Source organism: Vibrio scophthalmi (genome assembly GCF_040869025.1).
Taxonomy (GTDB): domain Bacteria; phylum Pseudomonadota; class Gammaproteobacteria; order Enterobacterales; family Vibrionaceae; genus Vibrio; species Vibrio scophthalmi.
Map to the genome: position 1 here is coordinate 2,649,389 of NZ_CP134271.1, position 24,437 is coordinate 2,673,825.

Annotated in this window: 15 protein-coding genes; 10 read left to right on the forward strand and 5 right to left on the reverse strand. The window is 43.9% G+C overall.

The annotated features are described in order from the left end of the window. Positions 1 to 69 precede the first annotated feature (69 nt). The 5 genes from RJD38_RS12220 to RJD38_RS12240 all read right to left on the reverse strand — a co-directional run bounded on the left by RJD38_RS12220 (position 70) and on the right by RJD38_RS12240 (position 12,918). Entirely contained in the window at positions 70 to 4,497 is a 4,428-nt protein-coding gene (locus tag RJD38_RS12220; RefSeq protein ID WP_065545460.1) for an SslE/AcfD family lipoprotein zinc metalloprotease, read from the reverse strand. Positions 4,498 to 4,925: 428 nt separating this feature from the next. Next, positions 4,926 to 6,542, reverse strand: coding sequence for a response regulator (locus RJD38_RS12225; protein WP_367971331.1), 1,617 nt, complete (start codon positions 6,540 to 6,542; stop codon positions 4,926 to 4,928). Between the two features lie 6 nt (positions 6,543 to 6,548). Further along, positions 6,549 to 8,288 (reverse strand): EAL domain-containing protein, encoded by a 1,740-nt coding sequence (locus tag RJD38_RS12230; protein ID WP_065545458.1) that lies wholly within the window; start codon positions 8,286 to 8,288, stop codon positions 6,549 to 6,551. A 2-nt stretch (positions 8,289 to 8,290) separates the two neighbouring features. Continuing rightward, positions 8,291 to 11,740: an ATP-binding protein gene (locus RJD38_RS12235; protein ID WP_065545457.1), complete on the reverse strand. Its 3,450-nt coding sequence runs from the start codon at positions 11,738 to 11,740 to the stop codon at positions 8,291 to 8,293. 287 nt (positions 11,741 to 12,027) lie between these two features. Next, positions 12,028 to 12,918: a LysR family transcriptional regulator gene (locus RJD38_RS12240; RefSeq protein ID WP_065545979.1), complete on the reverse strand. Its 891-nt coding sequence runs from the start codon at positions 12,916 to 12,918 to the stop codon at positions 12,028 to 12,030. A gap of 257 nt (positions 12,919 to 13,175) precedes the next feature. Between RJD38_RS12240 and RJD38_RS12245 the strand changes: the two genes are divergently transcribed. From RJD38_RS12245 to RJD38_RS12290, 10 genes are all read left to right on the forward strand, one after another. After that, complete coding sequence (locus RJD38_RS12245; RefSeq protein WP_005596055.1) at positions 13,176 to 13,895, forward strand: SDR family oxidoreductase; 720 nt, start codon at positions 13,176 to 13,178, stop codon at positions 13,893 to 13,895. A 549-nt stretch (positions 13,896 to 14,444) separates the two neighbouring features. After that, positions 14,445 to 16,073 (forward strand): ABC transporter substrate-binding protein, encoded by a 1,629-nt coding sequence (locus RJD38_RS12250; RefSeq protein ID WP_065545456.1) that lies wholly within the window; start codon positions 14,445 to 14,447, stop codon positions 16,071 to 16,073. 165 nt (positions 16,074 to 16,238) lie between these two features. Beyond that, positions 16,239 to 17,159 carry an oligopeptide ABC transporter permease OppB gene (gene oppB, locus RJD38_RS12255; RefSeq protein ID WP_005596057.1) on the forward strand — a complete coding sequence of 307 codons (921 nt, stop codon included), beginning with the start codon at positions 16,239 to 16,241 and terminating at the stop codon, positions 17,157 to 17,159. Positions 17,160 to 17,174: 15 nt separating this feature from the next. Then, positions 17,175 to 18,077: an oligopeptide ABC transporter permease OppC gene (gene oppC, locus RJD38_RS12260; protein ID WP_005596058.1), complete on the forward strand. Its 903-nt coding sequence runs from the start codon at positions 17,175 to 17,177 to the stop codon at positions 18,075 to 18,077. Between the two features lie 29 nt (positions 18,078 to 18,106). Next, positions 18,107 to 19,078 carry an ABC transporter ATP-binding protein gene (locus tag RJD38_RS12265; RefSeq protein ID WP_005596059.1) on the forward strand — a complete coding sequence of 324 codons (972 nt, stop codon included), beginning with the start codon at positions 18,107 to 18,109 and terminating at the stop codon, positions 19,076 to 19,078. Continuing rightward, positions 19,075 to 20,067: a murein tripeptide/oligopeptide ABC transporter ATP binding protein OppF gene (gene oppF, locus RJD38_RS12270; protein ID WP_005596060.1), complete on the forward strand. Its 993-nt coding sequence runs from the start codon at positions 19,075 to 19,077 to the stop codon at positions 20,065 to 20,067. The genes RJD38_RS12265 and oppF overlap by 4 nt, the downstream gene beginning before the upstream one ends. A 258-nt stretch (positions 20,068 to 20,325) precedes the next feature. Beyond that, entirely contained in the window at positions 20,326 to 21,354 is a 1,029-nt protein-coding gene (locus tag RJD38_RS12275; protein WP_065545455.1) for an ABC transporter substrate-binding protein, read from the forward strand. Continuing rightward, a complete protein-coding gene (locus RJD38_RS12280) occupies positions 21,354 to 22,397 on the forward strand; it encodes a histone deacetylase family protein (RefSeq protein ID WP_005596062.1) in 1,044 nt (347 codons plus the stop codon). Before RJD38_RS12275 ends, RJD38_RS12280 begins: the two co-directional genes overlap by 1 nt. Positions 22,398 to 22,588: 191 nt before the next feature. Further along, positions 22,589 to 23,533 (forward strand): glutathione S-transferase family protein, encoded by a 945-nt coding sequence (locus RJD38_RS12285; RefSeq protein WP_065545454.1) that lies wholly within the window; start codon positions 22,589 to 22,591, stop codon positions 23,531 to 23,533. A 386-nt stretch (positions 23,534 to 23,919) separates the two neighbouring features. Further along, positions 23,920 to 24,420 (forward strand): pilus assembly FimT family protein, encoded by a 501-nt coding sequence (locus RJD38_RS12290; RefSeq protein WP_231893128.1) that lies wholly within the window; start codon positions 23,920 to 23,922, stop codon positions 24,418 to 24,420. The last annotated feature ends 17 nt before the right edge of the window (positions 24,421 to 24,437 follow it).

A 24,437-nucleotide genomic window follows, 5' to 3' on the forward strand; every position in this document is an offset into this window, starting at 1 on the left:
TAAAAAGGCCGATAGAATTATCTATCGGCCTTTTGTTTACCTACAAGCTATCATTAGTGGGTCACTGAGCTACTCATTGGTGTAGTAGATTGAGTTCACCTTGAGCGGGCTATTGTAAGGTTTTCCGAGGTTTAACTCACTGACTAGCGCTGCCATTTTGTTTAAGCCTTGGTTACTGATACCACCGTTATATACTTTGGTGTTGTCAGGATTTGTCATGGAGGTTTCTCCGACATTCCAAGTGGTAAAGAAATCACTTAGGTCGTAGCCTGATACGTAAGAGCTACACACCATAAGCAAGTCTCCACCAGTTAAACCTGTTTCGTTTGAACTACAGTAGTTAGTGCTTTGGTCGCCTTGTTTGTCACCACGAGCTTTACGGTGCATAAGCTTGAACATGTTCCAGCCTTCGTCTGCACCATAGATGGATGGTTTTACTGTATCTGTATACCAACGATCGATAGTAAAATGCGCTTTAGCCCAGATTTTTAGTTGGCCAAACATGACTAGGCGCATACCTGCATCACCATGTGACCAAGCATGCTGGTTATTTGAAGTTAACCAAATTGGCGCTTTTTGGATATCAATCTTAATACGGTCCATTTCTGGATTGTCATTGCGTCCTTCCAGTTCCTGCATGTATAGCGCTAATAAGTTATTCGTTACTTCTGTACTGCCTTCCGCAGAGAATGGTGCAGAGGCAAGGTTGTGGCCAACTTCATGCCATAATAGCCAATCATTTAACGCGTTTGTTGGAACGCTAGTGCGGTCGGCATTGAAGCTTGAGTTCATGACAGGGTAGCCAGAGTGAGCAGCACCAACCGAGATTTGTACGTCATTGACGAAGCGATGGCGGAACTCTTTTAGCGCTGAGTATGTGAAACGACGATGTTGGCCATCTTCCGTGACTTCATCGCGGCCGTAAAAATCACTGGCAGCGTCAGCGAAACGATTCATGTCTGCGGCAAACTTCACAAGGTCAATTGATTGAATATTATTGACTGGGGTGGTGTAGATAAATGATCCAGTATCAATTTCGGCAATCGGTGCGCTTGAATCGTTAGGGTGATTAATCCAACGTCCTTCCTTCCACCAAGCGGCATATTCAACACCGGAAAGATCAAAGCTCACCTCACCAAGTCCTTTCTCTTTTGGTGTAATATAAATTAAACCGCCGTAAGGGACTTTAAATGTTAGGCTTGCACCGTCGTATTGGTAGCTTGTTTGCATACGCGGTGGGCGTTTCAAACTGGTTTCGTGGTTAGGTTTTCCGGTCAGATCATCAGCAAACATCACGGTGATTGTTGCTTTTACGCCTTTACTTACTGAAACCTCTTGTAGTTGAGGGGCCCAAAGACCGGTAGATTGATTGTTACCAGCTGAGTAACTTACCGCTTGGCCGTTGGTTTGAATTGTAGCCGAAACTGATTCGCCATTACCTGGTGTTCGACCAGGGTACATGGTGGTATCTACAGTGATTTCGTGATCCCAGAATGAACGCCCCAGCATGATGCGAGTCAATGGTTTTTCCATATAGTTAAGTGGGTAACTCGGGTTCATTTGGCCGCTAAGTTCACCTTCCCCATGAATCATCCCGTTGCTAATGAGCGATGCCTTTAAGTCCACGGGGCAGAGAGCTTCTTCGGTATCTTGTTGGTGTTGACCGTCGGTGTAACAGTTTAGAAATTGTACTGCTTGTTTGAAGCCAAGCTCGTCTTGGATATTGGTTTCGAATCTATATGGGTTGTCATTCCACATCCAAATTGAAAGATTATCAAACGTTTGATTCAGTTCTGCTGATGATAGGCGTTTGCCTTGTGTACCTTTTGTGCGGTAGTAGAGCTCATGATGGTAAAGAGCAGTGAAATTAGAGCCAAGGTTAGCGGCTTTAACCATACTATCAACGACAGTTTGACTTATTTCATAACGGTCGAAGTCAGGACGATGGTAGTTACCACGAACGGTTTCACCATGGCCATCACGAGTTTCAATGCAGTTAAACTCCCACTGATAGTCGTTGTTACAAACCGGCGTGCCAACAAAGGCCGTTTTTAGTTCATCAATAGCCGCTTGACGCTCTTCTGGGGTGTTGACAAAGATGCGAGCTTGTTTGGTGACCATTTGAGGTGCGCCGTCTCCACCTATGACAGGGTTACCTTCACTATCTCGTTTTACGACCTCATAGTGTGGTATTTCAAATTTAATTTTTGTTTCGTCTTTAATCCATTCAACAGTACCGTCTTGATTTACGGTAAAAGGTTGTTCGCCTTGATTATCCTGGAAGCGTTCAAGGACAACCATATCCGAACCACCCCTAACATGTAAGTTCGGGTACATAGTCTGGCAGTAGTAGGAACTGCCACAAAACGCTTGATTGGTTGGTGTGACGTTTTGCCCACCTACAGACATGCCAGCTGCATCAGCAAGACGACCAATCGGTTCTGGATTGGCACTTTGAATCGCATCCATAAACAATACATTACCACCTGCGCTGATGTATTTTATCAATGCAGTGATGTCGTCTTGACTTAGGTTAGGGTTCTCTATATCCGCGACAAAGTTAAGAGTCATACCGTCACCGATGATTTTAGGCGGGTAGGCTTGCAGTAGTAAAATTGGAGTGTCAGACGGATTGATGCCATCAAATCCATCTTTCATTAGGTGAGTAACATTCTTGTCGAAACCGAACTCTGGACTCACAAAGAAATCATACTCAAAACCAGAGTGAGAGTTATGGTGAGCAAAGTAGGCTTTATCAATGTTGGTGGCTACTTTGAGACCTGCGGTAGGCGCTTTATCGTTAAACCATTGGAATAGGTTTGAGAAAAACAGCTTCATACTGCCGTTGTCATCGTGCTGAGGGTTTTCAATTTTGGATGACGTACATATTTGAGCTTGGCTATCAATAGTGACAGAGCGGTTGTTCCAGTAATTATCTGGGCATGAAAGAATGCTTGGGTACATCCCGTTGCCCATGAAGACGACTTTTCCTGCGCCAATTTCCCCTGCGGTTACAAATGGGAAACCGAAAGTGGCATTATCTTCATTAACAGTTGGAATTGCTGGCATATCAATACCCGGCCAATCAGCTACGTAAGGCTTACCTTCTCGAGTCCAAGCTTGTGCCTGACCGAAAGGTATCTCACGGTTTTTATCTGCACGAGGCATCATGATTGGGAACGCACGGTTTGATATGTTCAGCGCCCGCATACCGCGTGTGTAGCCAGTTGAACCATAAAAGCTACCGTTATCATTGAATACGTGGAATGTTTCTACGTTACGGAATATTGCCGTTAATGACTCAGTGACGTATTTTCCGCTATCCAGAGATAACACCGCTGGTTGACGTACTAGGCTGCTAAAAGTCGCAGGTTGGCGTAATTCTTGATCGATCACCGAGGTGAGGCCTTGGCTAAATTGGGCTTCAAATTCATTCGGAAGACTAAAGTCTGAGCCATCAAGCTTGCCACCGTTCGGCAGAGAAAGATTGATCAGTTCATTAATTACGTTTGGATAGAGAGCGAAAGTACTCTGAATGTCGTTGGTGACGATAAATGTGTTATTTTGACGTTCTGCATAACGTTCAATCAGAGCTTGAATATTTGCTTTTGTTATTGGGTTATTTGAAACGTCGGTTAGTTTGTAGTCAACTTGATTTCCCGTCACTTTACCAAACTCGAAAGTATCGATACCAAACGTTAGGGTATCTCCCCATAGGTACTCGAACTCGCCGTTTTCATCTGTTGTACCAATCGAGTTTGCCGAGAAAAAGCTCATACCTGAAATGGCATTGCCGTTAGCATCGGTTAACGTACTACGAGTAAGAACCTTACCTTCAGAACTTGGTTTATAAGCGTAAGTGGCTTCAGCATTGGCAGAAACGAAGTCAGAGCCGAGATTACTATCGGCTTCAGGGTCAACGGCTGGGACAACTTTATCGTCGACGTGTGAGCTTGGTGCTTTTCCCACGTCATCTGTCGCTTCTTCTTGCTTAGCATCGATAAAACTTGTGACGGCATTTTCATCATCAAGATTTTGGTAAATATCTTCGATATCGAGTGCATCAATTTCTTTTAAGCAGATTTTATTGTCAGCTTTACAATTACTTATCGATTGAATAACCCTAGCTGCATTTTCGCCATGTTCTGTGGAAAGAAGATCAAATGATGCATTAGGGCGAACTGTATTGATGCTTTTTGTTGGTTCTTTAGGAGTAGGTGCAACGAACGCCCCAAGAGTAACATGACCTAAATTACAAACAAAAGGTGTTCCTTGTAGTACATCAAAAGTCCCATTCTCTATGCGAGTACCATTACAATCGACTTCGCCGATAATGGTTTTACTTGATGCAATGAGCATCGCGGAGTACGTAGTAGGTGGAATCACATCTGTTGGTGGATCGATTCCCTCATCAGATCCGATTAACACTAGTTCGTCATCATTACATCCTGCGAGTGCAAGTGACACCATCGTCGCTAGAAATAGCTTATTTCTCATTATTTATAGTTTCTCTTTTTAAGGGCTGCGATACTTATTTAGGTCAAATGTTGGTGGGATAGATGGTTGGAAATTAGCCAGTGTTGGAGAGCAAACGGTGGTTGTTTGTCTCACATAAGTAGCGCTAAATATCCGCTGTTTGACGGCTCTATTGCTTATCATTGAGTCCGTATTGCTCAATTTTCAGCAATGACATTTAATATAATAAGTATCTAATTTTAATGAATATTAAGTGTGTGGAATACAGTTAACCAATTAATATAATTTGCCGTATCGATAATGAATTAATTTCGATGTAGGCGTGTTTTGTCGGAAATAACTGACAAATTTAGAGGGTGGTGGGGAATTATTTTACAATGCTGGGTGGGGTGTTCAAAAAGCATTCAGGTGGGATACAAATCACCCCACAGAGAGTGGGGCGAAAAGTGTCAGTTTGCTTCCAAAATATTTTGATAGAGCTGTTCGTAATTGGCTTTTTCACGCTCTTGTTCATCCATCATCTGACGAATCACGGTGTCACACTGATGAACGACTTTGAGTAAAAATTCCATATCAGCATCTTTGGGCCAACGGCGCGCAAGTAGCTTGATAATACTCATGCAAACTGATTGTAAGAACGGGCAGCGTTGATTAATTTCAATGTATATTTTAATTAATTCACTTAGTGTCATACGGTTGGCTTGAATGTATTTGTGTTTGCTCTCGAGCCACTCCAACTTTTCGATATTTGCTTGTTGGATCTGTTTTAGCATAGTGACTTGGCTGGAAAAAATATGCTCATGCTGATGGCTATGAATGGCTTCAGTACATTTAGGAATAAGGCGAGCAAACTCGCTGTCAAAATTCATGCGATTTAATATCCAAGCAAACTGATGCAATGGATAGAAGTGGCTAAATGATGCCCCTCGATGAATTTCATTGAGCTTGCTAACGGCCAAGGCATACTGGCTTTCTTCCAATGCAATATGCGCGAGCAATAGGTCTAACTCAGCTTCGAGTTTCGCCGCCTCTCGCATACCAATAATTTGGCTATAAAGGCTCTTTGCCTCGTTCAGTCGGGCGACTTTAAGCCCTGGTTCGCAGTTAAAACAAGTGTAGAGAATCATGCGAGCCAAGTTGATTTTGGCAAAGATAGTGTTGCGATAGGTGTCTTTGTTGATTTCCATATAGACACGATAGTGATCCAGTGCGTTTTGATAGTCACCAACTGAAATACACAGGTTGGAAATAACCAGTTCGCGCTCTGAGTTGCCTCGCACCATTTTACTCGCCAATTCAAAGTGGCGAATAGCGGTGGGTATCTCGCTGTTCATTAAGCTGATGCTGGCGGCAGCGGTGCGAACCAAAGTGCTATTAGGCTTCGTTGCTAATAGCTTATTGATCATTACGTTAGCCGCTTTTTTATCCCCTAAGTTCATCAGCGAATTAGCCAAACCAATCGTTGCCCAGTCACATTCTTTACGGATCAATATGTTTTCATACAGAACTTTAGATTGTTCGTGTAGCTGCAAACGGCTTAAAAAATCGCCTTTAAAGCGGCAAATAGTAAAGTGATATTCAGGGTAGAAAGGTAATAATTCGTCGCACAGCTCAATGCCTTTTTGATATTGATGGGTCAACTGCGCGGTATAGAGTTGATATAAGGCATGCTTACGAGCGACGGCAGAATGAATACGCTCTTTAAGCGACATGATATTAAACGGCTTGAGTAAGTAGTCATCCGGTTTCAATTCGATAATTGAATGGACGACAGTTGAAGAGCTCTCACCAGTAATTAGGATCAACACCGCTTTTTCATGCAGTAAATTGTAGTGTTTCATCTCTTCAAACACTTGTTTGCCGTTGATGCCACGACCTAAGTTGTAATCACACAAGATCAGATCATATTGCTCTTGGCGAGCGAGTTGAATACTCGCTTTGGCGCTTGAACAGTAAGTAATGTTGCGGTCATGAAACCCGAGCTTGAGTAGCATGCTTTTTACTGTGACGACGACAATTGAGGCATCATCAACAATCAGTACCTTTAAGGAGGAAAAGTGGTTCATTGGTTCTTATCTAAACTGTGCCAACTCGACAATAGATTGAATTTCCAGCTTTTTGAAAATTCTATTTTTATAAGTACTCACCGTCTTCTCGCTGATGTCGAGCGTGGTGGCGACTTTTTTGTTGTTAAAGCCTTTTAGCAATAAATTGGCGACGTTGATTTCTTGCGTCGACAGTAATTGATAGATTTTCTGAATACTGCTTTTATCACGGTCGCTTAATATCGATGCGATTGTCTGAATGTAGCGCGGATTTTTATTAGCTTTAAAGCAATGGTAATTGTGATTAGTGATCGTGATTTCAACGGGGTTGTTGCCTTCCAACAAGCATACAGAACCAATGAAATTGGTGGAGTTCAAGTTGGCGAGTAATTCGTTAACGTCACAATCAAGAAAATCGATATCAATCACTAATAAGCTGACTTTTTGTATCTCGTCATTTTCAAGTAATTGATTGATACCTTTGTAAGTAAAGATTCGGCCGAAGATCGCATCCTTACCCATCGCTTTGGTAATGGCGTGAGAGGATGAGGTGTTTGGGCTAAGAATCACGGCATCATGCAATGGTTGCAGATCTTCCGCTTCACGTTCAAAGTCCTGATAATGCGAGACAAACTCCCATAAGGCAGCAATAGGGAGTGGTTTACAGGCAAAGAAGCCCTGATAGCTGTCGACCCCTAAACTGTTGAGATATTGCAGTGTTGCTTCGTCTTCAATACCTTCGACAACGCAATGTAAGCCAAGTGAATTGGCTAATTGCACACACATGCTAGTCAACTGTTGATTACGATAGTTACTCGTTACATCCTTAATAAAGCTACGATCAATTTTGAGTTCGGTGAAAGGCAATAACGCCAACTGACTAAGCGAGGCATGGCCAGTGCCAAAATCATCGATCGATAAGCAAATGCCATGCATGCGCAAACGAGCCAAGTTGGCCAGTGAATTGCGTGAGTAATCATACACTTCGTATTCGGTTAGTTCGAGTACGAGGCGTTTTGGCGAGAATTGGTATCGTTCACATAACGCCAGTAAGCGGTCGCACATGTCATCTTCAAAATTAGATTGGCTAACATTGATTGATAGGCTGATGTCTTGCTGAAGCAGTGCCACAGCAGCGATCGCTTTTTCTGCTACGTGCCAAAACAATTGGTCACTTAGGCCCATTTTATGAATGGTCGTTAGGAAACTGGCAGGGGTGAGTACCCCAAAACGCGGGTGTAAGCAGCGAATCAGTGACTCTACACCGATGATACGTTTGCTATGAACACTGAATTGCGGTTGATAGTAGTTAGCGAACCAATTTTGTTCGAAAGCATCAATGACTTCTTGTTCACTCAAGCAAATATGATTGGCATCTTCAGTAGATAGTAGCTTACGGCTTTCGTAGCGCTCGAACATGGCTTGCAAAGCGGAGACTGAATGGGGCTTATTGATGGTATCGACAAACTTAAAACCAGCAGCAATACACATGTTGCTGGTCAACTCAATCACATCCTCACGCATAGCACTGTGGATCGCTATGCCAATATTGAGCGAGTGATTAGAGAGCGTTGCGAGAAATTGAATACCATCCATGTCTGGCAAGTTGATATCACAAATAATGAATTCGATGTTCTGTTGCTGACAGATCTCAAGCGCTGATTGAGCATCACGAGTGAGTACAATGTGATGATATCCTAGCGCCATGAGTGACAACTTAAGCTTAGTTGCTTGAATAATGTCGTCTTCAATTATAAGTATTTGCATGGTTATTGCCTTGTTTCTAGCCACAATTTTACTTTGCTATTTATAGCTTGTAATTCTTCGATAATGCTTTGTTTTAAATCCGCTTTATCTTCTACAATATCCGTTGCTTCGTACTGTTTTGCTGCTTCAGTAAGCGTATTCATCTCAAGTAAAGCGGATGACCCCTTTATTCGATGAATGATCGCTTTGTCATCCATGCTTCCTTTTTCTAGTGCTTTGATCTCTTTCTGGAAGGTTTCAAAAACCACCAAAGCCATTTCCATCTGTTCTTTTTCGCCGCCAGAATTCAACCAATTCATATTTTCACTCGAGTCTGCTGTAGGCGGTTTAGCCACAATATATTGAGTCAATATTTGGCTAAGTTCATTGAGCGTGTATGGCTTATATAGTACATCATTCATACCGCAAGCCTGTGCTTTTTCTGCAATAATTCGAGAATCTTCCGCAGTACATCCAATAATGGGCAGCGAGCCAAACTTATCAGGCTGCGCTTTAATCGATTTGGCTAGCTCGAAGCCACTCATCAGTGGCATATGACAATCGGTTAATACTAGTGAGACGTGCTCAGTAAATTGCTCTAAGTATTCCTGAGCTTCTTGGCCATTGCTGACGATGTGGAACTCAACCCCAAGCCGCGCCAATTGTTTGTGCAGTAGCATCTGGTTGATCAGATCGTCATCAGCGACGAGGATTAAGCCTTGAGCGTCTTCGATCGCTTTGGTTGCGACAATATCATCTTGACGTGTCATTGCTGTCCAGCGTTCAAAGAGTCGGTCAGGATAAATATTACCCAAACATTTGTGCTCATTAGTCGCGTTCACACGTTTGCCTAGCCAGGCTGATAGCCATTGTGCTTCTCTCTCTGTATCAGCTAGCAAGTTTTCACCCAAATGGATCGTGCTTGGCTTACTGATGATTGGGATCATACACATCACGGTAGTGCCAATGCCAAAATCACTGTAAATATTTATCTCGCCACCCATGAGAGCAATCAGGTTCTTGGTAATACTCATACCAAGTCCTGTACCACCATAGCGACGTGAAATATCTTTATCTGCTTGGACAAAAGGTTCAAATACCGTTTCAAGCTGTGCGCTGGTCATGCCGCAGCCAGTATCGGCGATACTGATCGTCATCAGTTCTTCAGTGTTACTGATGCAGACAGTGATCGAACCAAACTTGGTAAACTTGAGAGCATTTGACAACAAGTTAGCCAGCACTTGATTGACGCGCATCGCATCCATTTCAACTTGATGGATGGCCGATGGGTGCCAATCTAAAACGAAATTTAAGCCTTTCACTTTTGCGACGGTCTCAAAACTCCGTAGCGAAGGGCACAGCTCTTGGTAAACGTTATGACTACGAACATCGATTTGCAGTTGTCGAGCTTCGATTTTCGAAAAATCAAGGATCTCGTTGACCTGACTTTTTAAACGTTGCGCAGAATGAACGGCGTTTTTGAGCAGCTCCGCATCTTGTGGTTTCTTTAAGTTAAATTGCAGTAGCTCCATCAATCCGAGCATCGCAGCAATCGGTGTGCGTAGTTCGTGGCTAACCACTGCAAGGAAATGATTTCTTGCTTCGATGGCTTGCATTGCTTGCTGATTTGAGAGTTGTAGATCAGCTTCGAACTGTTTCTCGACGGTAATATCATCGACTATCGTCATACGGTGGTTTGAGCCCAACTCAGGATGAATAATCGCTTGGTGACGAATATGAAAATAACGACCACTTAACGAGCCGTCGCTCACGTCGTAGTACAAAACTTCGTTACTTTCGGTGCTCAGTACATCACGAGTAAAACCGCAGGGTGTTACGGGGCTATTGGTGGCGTTCATCTGACAATCTTTTACTTTGTCACTGTAAACGGAGTTAGTAAAAACAATCTCTTCATTCTCATCGGTAATGAAAATGATGCTGGGCATATTATCGAGTAGCGTCGAAAGCCAACTGATTTCACTTTGTGATAATTGGTTAATTTTCTGGGTACGTTTAAGGCGGCCTGACAATACCCCAAGGACAGCAATACCAATGAGGACAAAGACAGTCACCAGTACTAACGCCAAAACGACATAGTAATTGACCATATCTTTGCTGTATCCATAGTTTACAAATAGCTTACTATGGCCCTGTTTGAGCGTTTCAATTTCGCTTTGGTCAGTAATAACCAACATGCGCGATAGCATATTAAGCAGTAGCGCGGAGTCCTTTCTAACCGACATCACCAATGGAATATCAAAATCCATGTAGCTCGGTTTTGGTAACGATTCAAACTGATGACTTGTACTCGTACCATTGCTGTACAAATAGTCTTCTATGATTTCGCGGTCTAACAAAAGATGCGTAATTTTACCGGTGTTAAAATCAACCAACATATCCGCTGCACTCGAATAAACGATAACGGGTTCATGTCGCTCAATTTCGGCAATTTGCGGTTGCAGTGTATTAGTACGATCTAATACTGCCAGTATTCTTTTGGTGCCGGAGTTTTTGGCTTTGATTAAGCCGTATTCTACGGCAGTGTACTGTTCAGTCATCAGTTGTGTTTCAAGGTCAACACTAAAAATATTTTTCCCAGGCAATACATCGACCAAACCTTGTTCAAGCATCTCATCTATGTTTCGACCATTAGCCGGTACATATTCAAACTCAAAGAGTGTTTTTCTTTCTAAAAGATTGGTTAAATCATGCACATAGCCTCTAATGTCACCTGATTGCTCATCTAGGTATGAAAGAGGATAACTGTGCTCTTGAATTGTGTAGCGAATCGTTGAATTTTTTTGTTGGTTTTGTAGTAGTTGCCAATGGGCTATTTCGTTAAGCACATAGAGGTTTGACAACTTGATGTTAGTGAGCGCGAGTTGATGATTTTCAATCGCATCATCAAGCGTCCTTTTTAATTCTGTGCGATCTTTTGCCATCATTAGGCCGATATCAGCACTGCCCATATTGTAATCTAGGAAAATACGGCCGCTAGAATGTCGAGGGTCAAGAATGTACTGATTCACTTCGGTCAATGTCGTAATAGTAGCGTCGGCCATGTTGTGGCGTAACATCTGAGCCACGACATTTAATTTGTTTGAAGTAACGAATTTGGTTACACCAAACTTTTCTAATGCTTCACAATCTTCACCGCCACGTACACAAACCCAAGTCCACGAAGCTGGGTCTTGATCTTGCAGTTTTTCATCTGCCAACCAGATTATTTTCTTGAGGGAGATCAGAGGTTCGGAGAATTGGAAGTGTTTCCGACGTAATTCGCTACTCGCAAACCCAATGGTGACATCAACCTCATGATTATCTAATGCACTAAAAAGCGGCTCAAAATCATCGTAGCCGCGATAGACCAACTCGAGATTCAATACCTCCGTTAAAGTGATGAGAAAATCATGGTATAGCCCTGATGGTTTATCGATTCCCCCCCAATAAGGAGCCCACTTTGCTTCGGGCATGCCAACTACCAAACGATCGCTATTAACGTCGTCTGCATAACTTGGAGTAGTCAGTATGATGGAGTATAAAATGGTGAAGAAAATTAAGACAGATCGAAACACGTTCAGGGGGGTACTCAGGATAAATTCGGTCGGCGATTTTATCAGCTAATACCCCAAGGGCAAAGGAAAATTGAAGCTTAAATTTAACCTTTAAAAACAGTGACTTATAGTTCGTAGGAATTAACTTACACGTCCTGGTTCTGCTGTTTTGTTGCGCAAGCGAATAGATTTATTTCAAGTTGCTCTTAATGAAATCGGTGGCGCATAAAATCGAGGAATGATCGCAAACGTTTAGGTTGATAGCGGTCTTTATGAAAAATCGCTGAAAAAGGCACGGAGGCGATTTTCCACTCTGGCATGAGCTCAATGAGTTCGCCACTTTCAATCTCTTTCTCGCAATACACCTTAGGAACTCGAATAATACCGTTACCCATTTTGGCCGCCTTAATTAAGGCGCGACCATTTTTACAGGTCAGCTTTCCTTTAACGTGAATCTCAACTGATTTATTGGTGGATTCAGGGTCCACAAAGCTCCACTTGGTGACAGAGCCAGTAAGTGTTCGATGTTGTTGGAGCTGTTTAGGATGGGTGAGTTCACCGTAATTGGTGACGTATTCAGGGCTTGCGAGTGTCACCATGTCGATATCCATTAAATGCTTGGCGACGAAACCCGCATCTTCCAAATTGCCCATGCGAAAAGCGATATCAAATTGATCATCAATGAGATCAATCCGATGGCTGGAAAAATCTAAATCTATCGTTACCTGAGGATGGAGCGAGAGAAAATCAGCAATGGCTGCCGCGATCACTTCTTCTCCTAAATAGCCACCCACACAGTTAACGCGCAATAAGCCTTGCACTTGTTCAGTGTCGTCAATCGCGGCAATTAAGGCTTGATCAATTTGATGTAACGCCGTTTCACATTGACGATAAAAACGTTCACCGGCTTGTGTTAAACGTAAAGTCCGCGTGGTACGTGTGAGAAGTGTTACTCCCATCTGTTTTTCTAGCGCGGTAATTTGCCGCGAAACATGTGAGCGCGAAACAGCCAAGGCATCGGCTGCTTTGGTGAAATTGCCAAGCTGCGCAATAAGTACGAACGAACGGATATCGGCAAGGTTAATTTGATTGAGCATCATATTGGCCTAAATTTAGTGGTAACGGACGCTTTTAATGGCAAAGCAATAGCTGCCTATCACTGGGCACATAGCAGCGGTAGGCAGTTCAGCAAGTCTTTCGTTTAATAGCGTTATTCTCTTATTGTTGCACAGTGGCAACAGTGAGTGAACTTAAATGCTATATATCAACGATAAAGGCTTTCGTAATATAGCGCCATCAGCAGGGGATAAGCCCTGACTTCTTATTAAAATGGTTTAACTCATTGGAGAACAACATGAAAAAGCTCGTTGTTATTACAGGTGCAAGTTCTGGTATTGGTGAAGCAATCGCACGTCGCATGAGCGATGCTGGCCATCCACTGTTGTTGATTGCGCGTCGTTTGGAACGCTTAGAGTCTCTTAACCTTCCGAATACTCTGTGTGAAAAAGTCGATGTACTCGATAAAGCTGCATTTGAAGCGGCGATCACTAAAGCGGAAGCGCAATTTGGTCCTGCAGATTGTATTGTTAATAATGCGGGTGTGATGCTGTTGAGCGAATTAGATGTGCAAGATCCTAATGAATGGAAACGCATGTTTGATGTGAACGTGATCGGCTTGATGAATGGTATGCAAGCGGTATTGGCACCAATGAAAGCACGTCGTAGCGGCACGATTATTAATATTAGCTCTGTGGCTGGTCGCAAAACCTTCCCTAATCATGCAGCTTACTGTGGAACCAAGTTTGCAGTACATGCTATCTCTGAAAATGTGCGCGAAGAAGTGGCTAATTTCGATGTACGTGTTACCACTATCGCTCCAGGAGCGGTTGAGACAGAGCTACTGTCACACACGAGTAATCAACAGATCAAAGATGGTTATGGTGACTGGAAAGAAGAGATGGGTGGTGTACTCGCGGCTGACGATATTGCCCGTGCTGTTGAGTATGCTTATGCACAGCCGCAAGGCGTGTGTGTACGTGAAGTAGTTATCGCGCCAACACGTCAACAACCTTAATCGATCGCTCTAGTTAATGAGAGATCTAAAATTGAGCCCCTCAATATGAGGGGCTTTTTTGTTTGTGAGTAATTAGTGACTAAATCTAAATAATTATACATTTATAGGATTTATATACTTTGGTTTTATTTTCGTTTTTATCAGCCAATTCTAGCTGACTTTAAAGAAATGACGGTGATTGATGAATGCCTTGTAAGCCTGATGTTAATACCTGTTGGACCTTGGTTGTGGTTTGTGCGAAAAATCTCAACAAAACAGGTGATTTTAGAGCCTCAAGCTGTAACTCCGGTGTAAGTCGGAGTTATATGCCTACTTTTGGGTTTAATGTGGTTGTTTGTTGTGGTCATTAACGAATTGTGAGGAATTATTCAATTTTTTAATACATTTTTATGGAAAATTACTTTGGGGATTGCTAATGTGTGCCACAACCTTTGTAAGGTTTTAGTTATTTATGCTTGTTTATTGAGCTATTTAAAACTAAACCACTATCGTTCAGGTGGACTTGCAAAGGAGTCATGGATGCAATAAAAAAACTTGGAGTTTTTACACATGTATAAGAATAAAATCACCCAAGCCCTTCTTCTAGGCGCTGGTCTGGCCGTAGCTGCCACTTCGACTGTTTCAATCGCGGCAGATGTTCCTGCTGGTACTAAACTTGCGCAAGTACAAGAGTTGGTTCGTGGTAACGGGACTGAAGTTGCAACGATCGACCCACATAAATCTCAAGGTGTACCAGAGTCTCACGTTATCGCTGATTTGCTTGAAGGCCTAGTGGGTCAAGATGCAAATGGTAATATTATTCCTGGTGTTGCCGATCGTTGGGAAACGGCAGACAACAAGACCTTTACTTTCCACCTACGCAAAGATGCGAAGTGGTCAAATGGTGATCCAGTAACCGCGCACGATTTTGTCTACAGTTTTCAGCGTTCTGTCGATCCTATGACCGCATCTCCTTACTCTTGGTATATGGAATACACCAAGATGAAGAATGCAAAGGATATTATTGCAGGTAAAGCCGATAAGAGCACCTTAGGTGTGAAAGCGCTCGATGATCAAACCTTAGTGGTTGAGTTAGACTCGCCAGTACCATACTTCGTAATGATGATGGGCCACACCACAACCAAACCGGTTCACAAAGCAACCGTTGAAAAGTTTGGTGATCAATGGACGAAGCCAGAAAACTTTGTTGGTAATGGCGCATTTGTCGTTGATAAATGGGTTGTGAATGAGCGTCTAGTTCTTAAGCGTAACGAACAATACTGGGATAACGATAAGACCGTACTGAACCAAGTTACATTCTTGCCAATTGAAAACCAAGTAACGGAGATGAACCGTTTCTTGTCAGGCGAAATTGATTTTACTAACGAACTGCCGTTGGAGCATTTCAAACGCCTAAGCAAAGAGCACCCAGAGTCTGTTTCTGTCGTGGGTAACCTTTGTACTTACTACTATCTATTTAACACTAAGAAAGCCCCGTTTGATGACGTTCGCGTTCGTCAGGCAGTTTCTTACACCATCGACCGTAACATCGTTGCGAATGCGATCATGGGACAAGGTCAAAAACCGGCGTATTTCCTAACACCTGAAATCACTGCTGGTTTTGATCCTGAAATGCCAGCATACGGTCAGATGAGCCAACAAGAGCGCAACGCAGAAGCGAAGCGTCTATTGGAAGAAGCGGGTTACGGAAAAGATAACCCTCTGAAATTCACTCTGCTTTACAACACGTCAGAGAACCACAAAAAAGTGGCGATCGCATTAGGTTCTATGTGGAAAAAATCACTGGGCCTTAATGTTACGCTTGAAAACCAAGAGTGGAAAACTTACCTATCAACTAAAGATTCAGGCAACTTCGAAATTGCTCGTGCTGGCTGGTGTGGTGACTACAACGAAGCGTCTTCGTTCCTAACTCTAATGAAGAGTGGTAACACGACCGGTGGTATTCACTACGATAGCAAAGCGTACGACGATTTGATGGAACGCGCGATCACCTCAACATCTGAAGAAGAGCGTAAAGCCCTTTATAGTGAAGCTGAGAAGTTGATGGCGAAAGACATGCCTATCGCTCCTATCTACCAGTACGTGAAATCACGTCTACTTTCTCCTAAGGTTGGTGGCTTCCCAGCAAACAACCCAGAAGAGAAAATCTACTCGAAAGATCTGTACATCATCGAGTAATTCTTCACCCGATAGAACTATAAAAATAGAGCCACTGCATAACGCGTTAAGTGCATGCAGTGGCCAATTGTACCTTGGTTTATCGAGAGGCTAAGCAGGATAGCTGCGCCTGTCGCCAGGTACACATTCATACATTTTACTGTCACAGACTGAAAGAGTGAGTTTATGCTTAAATTCATCGCAAAAAGGATATTTGAAGCGATCCCAACTATGTTGGTGTTGATCACAGTATCTTTCTTTCTCATGCGTTTCGCACCGGGTAACCCATTTTCAAGCGAACGTCCTTTACCACCAGAAGTCATGGCTAACATTGAAGCGAAATACGGCCTAGATAAGCCGGTCGCTGAGCAATATTTCACCTACCTAACAAACGTTATCCAAGGTGATTTTGGCCCGTCTTTTAAATACCTTGATTACTCAGTTAACGAGTTGATGGCGGATGCACTGCCTGTCTCGGCGAAAGTGGGGGTGATTGCCTTTATCTTCACCGTTATTCTTGGTGTCTCGATCGGTACTTTTGCTGCCCTGCGGCAAAATAGCATCGTCGACTACGCCATTATGTCGACGGCGATGCTTGGGGTGGTATTGCCCTCCTTTGTATTAGCGCCGGCACTGATCTATCTATTTTCACTGCATTGGAAAATATTCCCTGCTGGTGGGTGGCAAGATGGTGGTTTCGAATATCTCGTTCTGCCTGTTATCGCCATGTCTTTACTTTACGTTGCAACCTTCGCTCGTATTACGCGTGGTTCAATGATTGAAACCTTAAACAGTAACTTTATTCGTACCGCACGTGCGAAAGGTTTGAGCTACCCGTATATCGTGGTGAAACACGCTCTGAAACCTGCATTGTTACCTGTTGTGTCATACATGGGGCCTGCGTTTGTCGGCATTATCACCGGTTCGGTTGTGGTAGAAACCATTTTTGGTCTGCCAGGTATAGGTAAGCTGTTTGTGAATGCTGCCTTCAACCGTGACTATTCGCTAGTAATGGGTGTCACCATTTTAATTGGTTTCCTCTTTATTTTATTCAACGCCATCGTTGATATTTTACTAGCAATGATCGACCCGAAAATTCGCTACTAGCAGGGATGTATGGTTATGTTGACGAAAAAAGAAAACCTTGAAGCGATCGAAAAGTTCTCAGAGAACTTAGAAATTGAAGGTCGCAGTTTATGGCAAGACGCTCGTATCCGCTTTATGCGTAACAAAGCGGCAATGGTGAGTTTGTTTATTTTAGTGTTGATGACATTGGCAGTAGTCTTTTTGCCAATGTTTTCACCGTATGCCTTTGATGATACTGATTGGTATGCGATGCACGTTGGGCCGAATGCTGAACACTGGTTTGGTACCGACAGTTTAGGCCGTGATTTATACGTACGTACGTTAGTGGGTGGTCGCATCTCCTTGATGGTCGGTGTGATGGGCGCTTTTGTGGCGGTATTGATTGGTACCCTTTACGGCGCTGCTTCTGGTTTTATCGGCGGTAAAGTGGACCGCATCATGATGCGTATTCTCGAGATTTTGTACGCCGTACCATTCATGTTCCTTGTGATTGTTTTGGTTACTTTCTTTGGTCGTAATATCGTGCTGATTTTCGTTGCGATCGGTGCGATTGCATGGCTTGACATGGCGCGTATTGTACGTGGTCAAACACTGAGTTTACGTAGCAAAGAGTTTATCGAAGCGGCGCATGTGTGTGGTGTCAGTAATTGGAAAATCATCACTCGTCATATTGTGCCGAACGTTTTGGGTATTGTAGCGGTTTACTCAACCTTACTTATCCCAAGTATGATTTTGACGGAATCTTTCCTTTCATTCCTTGGTCTTGGTGTTCAAGAGCCGATGACAAGTTGGGGCGCGCTGCTACAAGAAGGCTCGCAAACGATGGAAATTGCAATCTGGCAGCTGGCGTTCCCAGCCTCGTTCATGGTTGTGACTCTATTCTGCTTCAACTACGTTGGTGATGGCCTGCGCGATGCGCTGGATCCTAAAGACAGATAATCAATAATAACGATGATAAGGAAGCGAAGATGAGCTTATTAGATGTCAAAGATCTGCGCGTCGAGTTTACCACTCAAGATGGTATTGTAACCGCAGTTAACGATTTGAATTTTTCACTCAATCAAGGTGAGACCCTTGGTATTGTGGGTGAGTCAGGCTCTGGTAAATCACAAACGGTGTTTGCCATTATGGGTCTGCTAGCGAAAAACGGCATTATTTCCGGTAGTGCTAAGTTTGAAGGTCGTGAAATTCTTAATTTGCCAGAAAAAGAGCTAAACAAAGTTCGTGCTGAGCAAATTGCGATGATTTTCCAAGATCCAATGACCTCACTTAACCCATACATGAAAGTCAGTGACCAGCTTATGGAAGTACTGATGCTGCATAAAGGTATGGGGAAAGCAGAAGCGTTTGAAGAATCAGTACGCATGCTGGAAGCGGTAAAAATCCCTGAAGCGCGTAAACGTATCACCATGTACCCGCACGAGTTTTCAGGCGGTATGCGCCAACGTGTGATGATTGCAATGGCACTGCTGTGTCGCCCTAAGTTGCTGATTGCCGATGAACCAACCACCGCACTGGATGTGACGGTTCAAGCGCAAATCATGGATTTGCTTAATGAGCTGAAACAAGAGTTCAACACGGCGATTATCATGATCACGCACGACTTGGGTGTGGTTGCCGGTTCATGTGACAAAGTACTGGTAATGTATGCTGGCCGTACCATGGAATATGGCTCGGTGGATGATATTTTCTACAACCCAAGCCACCCGTATGCGGAAGGTCTGTTAAGAGCGATCCCGCGTTTAGATACGGAAGGTGAAATACTCCCAACCATCCCGGGTAACCCGCCAAACTTACTACGTTTGCCAACTGGCTGCCCGTATCAAGAGCGTTGTCACCGAGTTACCGAGCGTTGCTCTAAAGAAGCGCCTATCTTGTTGCCATTTGGCGATGATCGTCAGCGCGCGTGTTTTTCTGATTGGGAGGCTTGGAACCGATGAGCACAGATAAAAAATTACTACTAGACGTTAGAGATCTTAAAGTTCACTTCAGCATTGCCTCTAAATCGGCATGGCCATGGGCTAAACCGGCCAGCTTGAAAGCGGTGGATGGCGTCAATGTTCGCCTGTATGAGGGTGAAACCTTAGGCGTTGTGGGTGAGTCCGGCTGTGGTAAATCCACCTTTGCTCGCGCCATTATCGGCTTGGTTGAAGCGACGGAAGGCGAAGTGGTGTGGCTAGGTCAAGATTTGACTAAAATGCGCAGTGTGCAACGCCGTGAAACGCGCAAAGAAATCCAGATGATCTTCCAAGATCCGCTGGCGTCACTCAACCCGCGCATGACCGTTGGCGACATCATTGCTGAGCCACTAGAAACCTTCTACCCAGAGCTGTCCAAGCAACAGGTCAAAGACAGCGTAAAAGAGATGATGACTAAGGTTGGCCTACTACCGAACGTGATTAACCGCTATCCGCATGAATTTTCTGGCGGTCAATGTCAGCGTATTGGTATCGCACGAGCACTGATCTTAAAACCAAAAATGATCATTTGTGACGAACCGGTATCTGCACTGGACGTTTCAATCCAAGCTCAGGTAGTTAACCTGCTGAAAGAGTTGCAAAAAGAGCTTGGCTTGTCGCTGGTCTTTATTGCCCATGACTTATCCGTGGTGAAGCATATCTCTGATCGCGTGTTGGTGATGTATTTAGGTAATGAAGTGGAGTTGGGTGAATCGGACGCGCTATTTGCTGATCCTAAGCATCCTTACACGCGCGCTTTGATGTCGGCCGTACCAATCCCTGATCCAAAATTGGAACGTGAGAAGACAATACAAATGTTGGAAGGTGATTTGCCATCGCCAATCAATCCTCCATCTGGCTGTGTGTTCCGCACCCGTTGTCCACAAGCTACCGAGATTTGTGCGCAGAAAAAGCCACAATTACAAGGTTCAGATGTTCACGCTGTGGCTTGTTTGAACGTCAGCGTCTAGGTGGTTTGCATTAAATCATTGTGATGATTTCGCCTGTGACAGGCATAGGCGCGGCTTCTTTGTAGGTCGCGCTTTTTTTATCTGATGAGAATGCAAACGTTAAATTGGCACTAAAAGCCACTATTAAATTGTGGTTTTATTATAATTGTGAACTATATCAATAAACTGCATGGCGTGCGCTTGATCTCACTCTTAGACTGCTATTTAATCCGCGCGCGCAATATCGCGTTATGACACATTGATAGCATGTTAACGTAAATGAAAAATACTCTTGTTGCTTCGGCCCTAGTCGGCCTTCTTTCTTCTTCTCCTGTTTGGTCCGCTACCACTCTTAATATCTACAACTGGTCTGAGTATCTTCCTCAATCGATCATTGAAGATTTCACAAAAGAAACCGGTATTAAAGTTAATTACGCTACGTTTGAAAGTAACGAAACCATGTACGCTAAGCTTAAGCTTATCGATGGTGAAGGTTACGACATCGTAGTGCCATCGACCTACTATGTATCCAAACTGGCGAACGATGGACTATTGCATCGTATTGATAAATCGAAAATCGACACTTTCGCACAGCTAGATTCAAGCATCATGAATCAAAGCTTTGATCCACAGAACAACTACTCTTTGCCTTATATGTGGGGCAGTACTGCCATCGGTTATAATTCTGAAGTGGTCGACGGTAGTCAACTGACTGGCTGGGCTGATTTGTGGAACAGTGAGTACGCAGGCCAACTGCTGCTTACGGATGATGTGCGTGATGTAATGGGCATGGCATTGATCTTAGGCGGTCATAGCGTGAACTCCCAAGATGCCGATGAATTGCAACAAGCGTATGAGCGCTTAACCAGCTTAAAACCTAACGTTATGGTGTTTAACTCTGATGCACCACACGTGCCACTGATCACCGGTGAAGTGAATGTTGGTATGCAGTGGAACGGTACGGCTTACCGCGCCCAGCAAGAAAATCCAGCGATTCGCTTTGTTTACCCACGCGAAGGGGCGATTTTCTGGATGGACAACATCGTGATTCCAGAAAAAGCACAGAATAAAGAAGCGGCTTACGCTTTCATTAACTTCTTACTTGAGCCAGAAAATCAGGCGACGGTGGTAAAAGAGATCGGTTATGCTGTGCCAAATTTACAGGCGCTGGCACATTTGCCGACAGAAATTCGCGATAGCGAAATCATTTTCCCGCCAGCGGACGTTAAACAAAAAGGCCAATTTCTTGGTAGTGTCGGTGACGCAGTAGGATCTTATGAGCGTTACTGGATGGAGCTCAAAAAGTAGTGAAAGTTATTTACAGCGAGAAGCAGCGTTTACACCGAGTGAAGTATGAGTTTCTTTCCGGTGAACCAACCGCGTGCTTTGAAAAACCTGAACGTGCTGACATGGTGCTAAACGCGATTGATCAGCATGGTGGTTTTAGTGTGATTGCGCCTAATAGTTATGGCACCGAACCAATGCAGTGGGTTCATACCGCTGATTATGTTGAGTTCCTGCAATCGGCTTGGTCAGAGTGGGAAGCGCGTTTTGGTAGCGAACACGATGCTTCGCCTTATTGTTTTATTAGCCCACGTCATTTGCGCCATCGTATCCCGAAAGATATCGAAGGAAAGTTGGGCTATTACAGTTTCGACATGACGGCTGCGATCACCAAAACCAGTTGGGAAGCGATTCAGTCTGCAACAGATTGTGCTTTAACCGCTGCTGATTTGATCATGCAAGGTGAGCAAGCAGTATTCGCACTGTGCCGCCCACCGGGTCACCATGCAGCGCCTGATTTAATGGGCGGTTACTGCTACATCAACAATGCTGCGATTGCTGCTGAATCACTGCGTCGTCAAGGCAAAGGGAAAGTCGCGATTTTGGACGTTGATTACCATCATGGTAATGGTACGCAAAGCATCTTCTACGAACGTGATGATGTGTTGTTTGTGTCGATTCATGGCGACCCTGACTACGATTACCCGCACTATATTGGCTTTGCTGATGAAGTGGGAGAAGGGGCAGGTGAAGGCTATAACCTCAATCTGCCGTTACCACAAGGTAAAACCGACTGGACGTTGTATGGCCCAGCATTACAAACCGCGTTGGAAAAAATCCAACAGTTTGGCGCGGATGCTTTGGTGATCTCTTTGGGTATGGATACCTACGAGCACGATCCAATCAGTTACTTCAAACTAAATCGCGATAACTATGCTGAAATTGGTCGTCAATTAGGCCAGTTGCAATTGCCAACCTTGTTTGTATTTGAAGGTGGTTATGCGGTGGATGACCTTGGCCATAATACAGTCGCAGTATTAGATGGTTATATGAACTCTCCAGCGTAAGTCAGTTCTGAATACGGAATGCATGATAATCGCCCACTTTAAGTGGGCGTTTTTTTACCTGAGGACCTAACGATTTATTTGTCCTAGCTTCATTTGAAAAAACTGACCATCTTCGGCAATTTCTTCCGCTTATCTATCGTGATTCGCTGATTATACTGATTAATAGTGAATACGATTAAGGAGCGAATAAAATGGGACAATTGGTTAACGGCGTTTGGCACGATACCTGGTATGACACCAAAAATAATGGCGGCAAGTTTGTCCGTGAAGACGCGGGTTTTCGTGATTGGGTGCAGGACAACCCACAAGCCAAGTTTCAACCAGAATCCGGTCGCTACCATCTTTATGTTTCCCTTGCTTGCCCTTGGGCTCACCGCACGCTTATCTTACGAATGCTGAAAGGGCTAGAGCCACACATCGATGTGACGGTTGTCTGCCCTGATATGCTCAGTGAAGGCTGGCAAATGGGCTTGCCTGAACCCTTATTTGGTCATACCCGGCTGCATCAAATTTACACCCAAGCGAAGGCCGATTACACGGGCAGAGTGACGGTGCCCGTCTTATGGGATAAGAAAACCCAAACGATTGTGAGTAATGAGTCATCAGAGATCATCCGCATGTTTAACCGCGAGTTTGATCGCCTTACTGGTAATGTGGATGATTACTATCCGCAGCATCTACGTAGCGTAATTGATGAGTGGAATGACTATATTTATCCGGCCATTAATAATGGCGTGTATCGGTGTGGTTTTGCGACTACCCAAGAGGCTTATGAAGAAGCGTATCAGCAGTTGTTTGAGGCGCTTGATCGAGTTGATCGCCATCTTGAAACGCATCGTTACCTTGCGGGTAACCAAATAACCGAAGCGGATTGGCGTTTGTTCACCACATTGATTCGTTTCGATGCGGTCTATGTTGGTCATTTCAAATGCAATAAGCAGCGCATCCAAGACTATCCGAATCTAAATGGCTACCTTAAAGAGCTCTATCAGGTAGAGGGGATCGCGCAGACGACAGACTTTTACCACATCAAGCGCCATTATTATTTTAGCCATACCAGTATTAATCCCACTCAAATTGTGCCGCAAGGGCCGCAATTAGATTTGGAATCTCCTCACGGGCGGATGCATCTGTAGGATCAAACTTTTATTGTCAGTGGCGATAAAATCAATTTCTCGTGCTCAATCCGCAATTGAGCTCAAGTTTTTCAGGTTTAAAGTAGGTTTATTTCGACAGCATTTTTTGCAGTGATTAGATGCTGATCTTCGCCGATATAGCAAATATTCGCAATTTAAGCGGCACGAGCTAATATATGAAATTACATTTATACGTTTGTTGTTGTTCTGTGAGTTAATTGGGCTGAATTGGCGAGATAATCATCGATAAATCTAAGTTTTCACTTAAATGATGCAATACATGCAGTAAAGTGTGATTTGCGTCCAAATTACTTGTGTAACAAAACATAAATAGCGTTAGAATAAAGTGATAAAAATTAAATAGTTTGCTGACTTTTTTATTGCTTATGCTGCTTAAATCTCGAAATTACACTGGCTTTACTCTTGTTGAGCTGGTGGTGACCATCATTATCCTCTCAATTCTAGGAGCCGTGGCCTACACGAGGTTTCCGTCTATCTCGGGTTTTACCTTACCAAGCTATTGCCATGTGGCGAAGTCGGCGGTGCGCCGCGTGCAAACCCTAGCGATGAATGATGTTGCGAGTAGCTCTGCTTATCAAATCATCGTCACACCCACTGAATTGACTTGGCATAATGCGAGCCTTGATCTCAACGATAGTCCAAACTGTAGTGGTTCATTTTGCAGTCGATTGGTTGCGATCAGTGAGAAAGATCTTCAGCGTGGGGTTCGCTTTTCACCACAACAATTCTCGTTTGATACCATGGGCCGCTTTGTTAGTGCCGCTCATAGCAGTAACAACCAAGCGTTAATAGAGCTTTCATCACCGCGAGAAGCCAGTAAGCAAATCATCGTCTACCGAGAAGGATACGTTGATGGTTGCTCATAACCCCCTTTGTTCACTAA

Bases quoted from the DNA above. Each gene is read 5' to 3' on its own strand.
- RJD38_RS12220 (WP_065545460.1), bottom strand. From the start codon at position 4,497: ATGAGAAATAAGCTATTTCTAGCGACGATGGTGTCACTTGCACTCGCA.
- RJD38_RS12225 (WP_367971331.1), bottom strand. From the start codon at position 6,542: ATGAACCACTTTTCCTCCTTAAAGGTACTGATTGTTGATGATGCCTCA.
- RJD38_RS12230 (WP_065545458.1), bottom strand. From the start codon at position 8,288: ATGCAAATACTTATAATTGAAGACGACATTATTCAAGCAACTAAGCTT.
- RJD38_RS12235 (WP_065545457.1), bottom strand. From the start codon at position 11,740: ATGCCCGAAGCAAAGTGGGCTCCTTATTGGGGGGGAATCGATAAACCA.
- RJD38_RS12240 (WP_065545979.1), bottom strand. From the start codon at position 12,918: ATGCTCAATCAAATTAACCTTGCCGATATCCGTTCGTTCGTACTTATT.
- RJD38_RS12245 (WP_005596055.1), top strand. From the start codon at position 13,176: ATGAAAAAGCTCGTTGTTATTACAGGTGCAAGTTCTGGTATTGGTGAA.
- RJD38_RS12250 (WP_065545456.1), top strand. From the start codon at position 14,445: ATGTATAAGAATAAAATCACCCAAGCCCTTCTTCTAGGCGCTGGTCTG.
- oppB (WP_005596057.1), top strand. From the start codon at position 16,239: ATGCTTAAATTCATCGCAAAAAGGATATTTGAAGCGATCCCAACTATG.
- oppC (WP_005596058.1), top strand. From the start codon at position 17,175: ATGTTGACGAAAAAAGAAAACCTTGAAGCGATCGAAAAGTTCTCAGAG.
- RJD38_RS12265 (WP_005596059.1), top strand. From the start codon at position 18,107: ATGAGCTTATTAGATGTCAAAGATCTGCGCGTCGAGTTTACCACTCAA.
- oppF (WP_005596060.1), top strand. From the start codon at position 19,075: ATGAGCACAGATAAAAAATTACTACTAGACGTTAGAGATCTTAAAGTT.
- RJD38_RS12275 (WP_065545455.1), top strand. From the start codon at position 20,326: ATGAAAAATACTCTTGTTGCTTCGGCCCTAGTCGGCCTTCTTTCTTCT.
- RJD38_RS12285 (WP_065545454.1), top strand. From the start codon at position 22,589: ATGGGACAATTGGTTAACGGCGTTTGGCACGATACCTGGTATGACACC.
- RJD38_RS12290 (WP_231893128.1), top strand. From the start codon at position 23,920: ATGCTGCTTAAATCTCGAAATTACACTGGCTTTACTCTTGTTGAGCTG.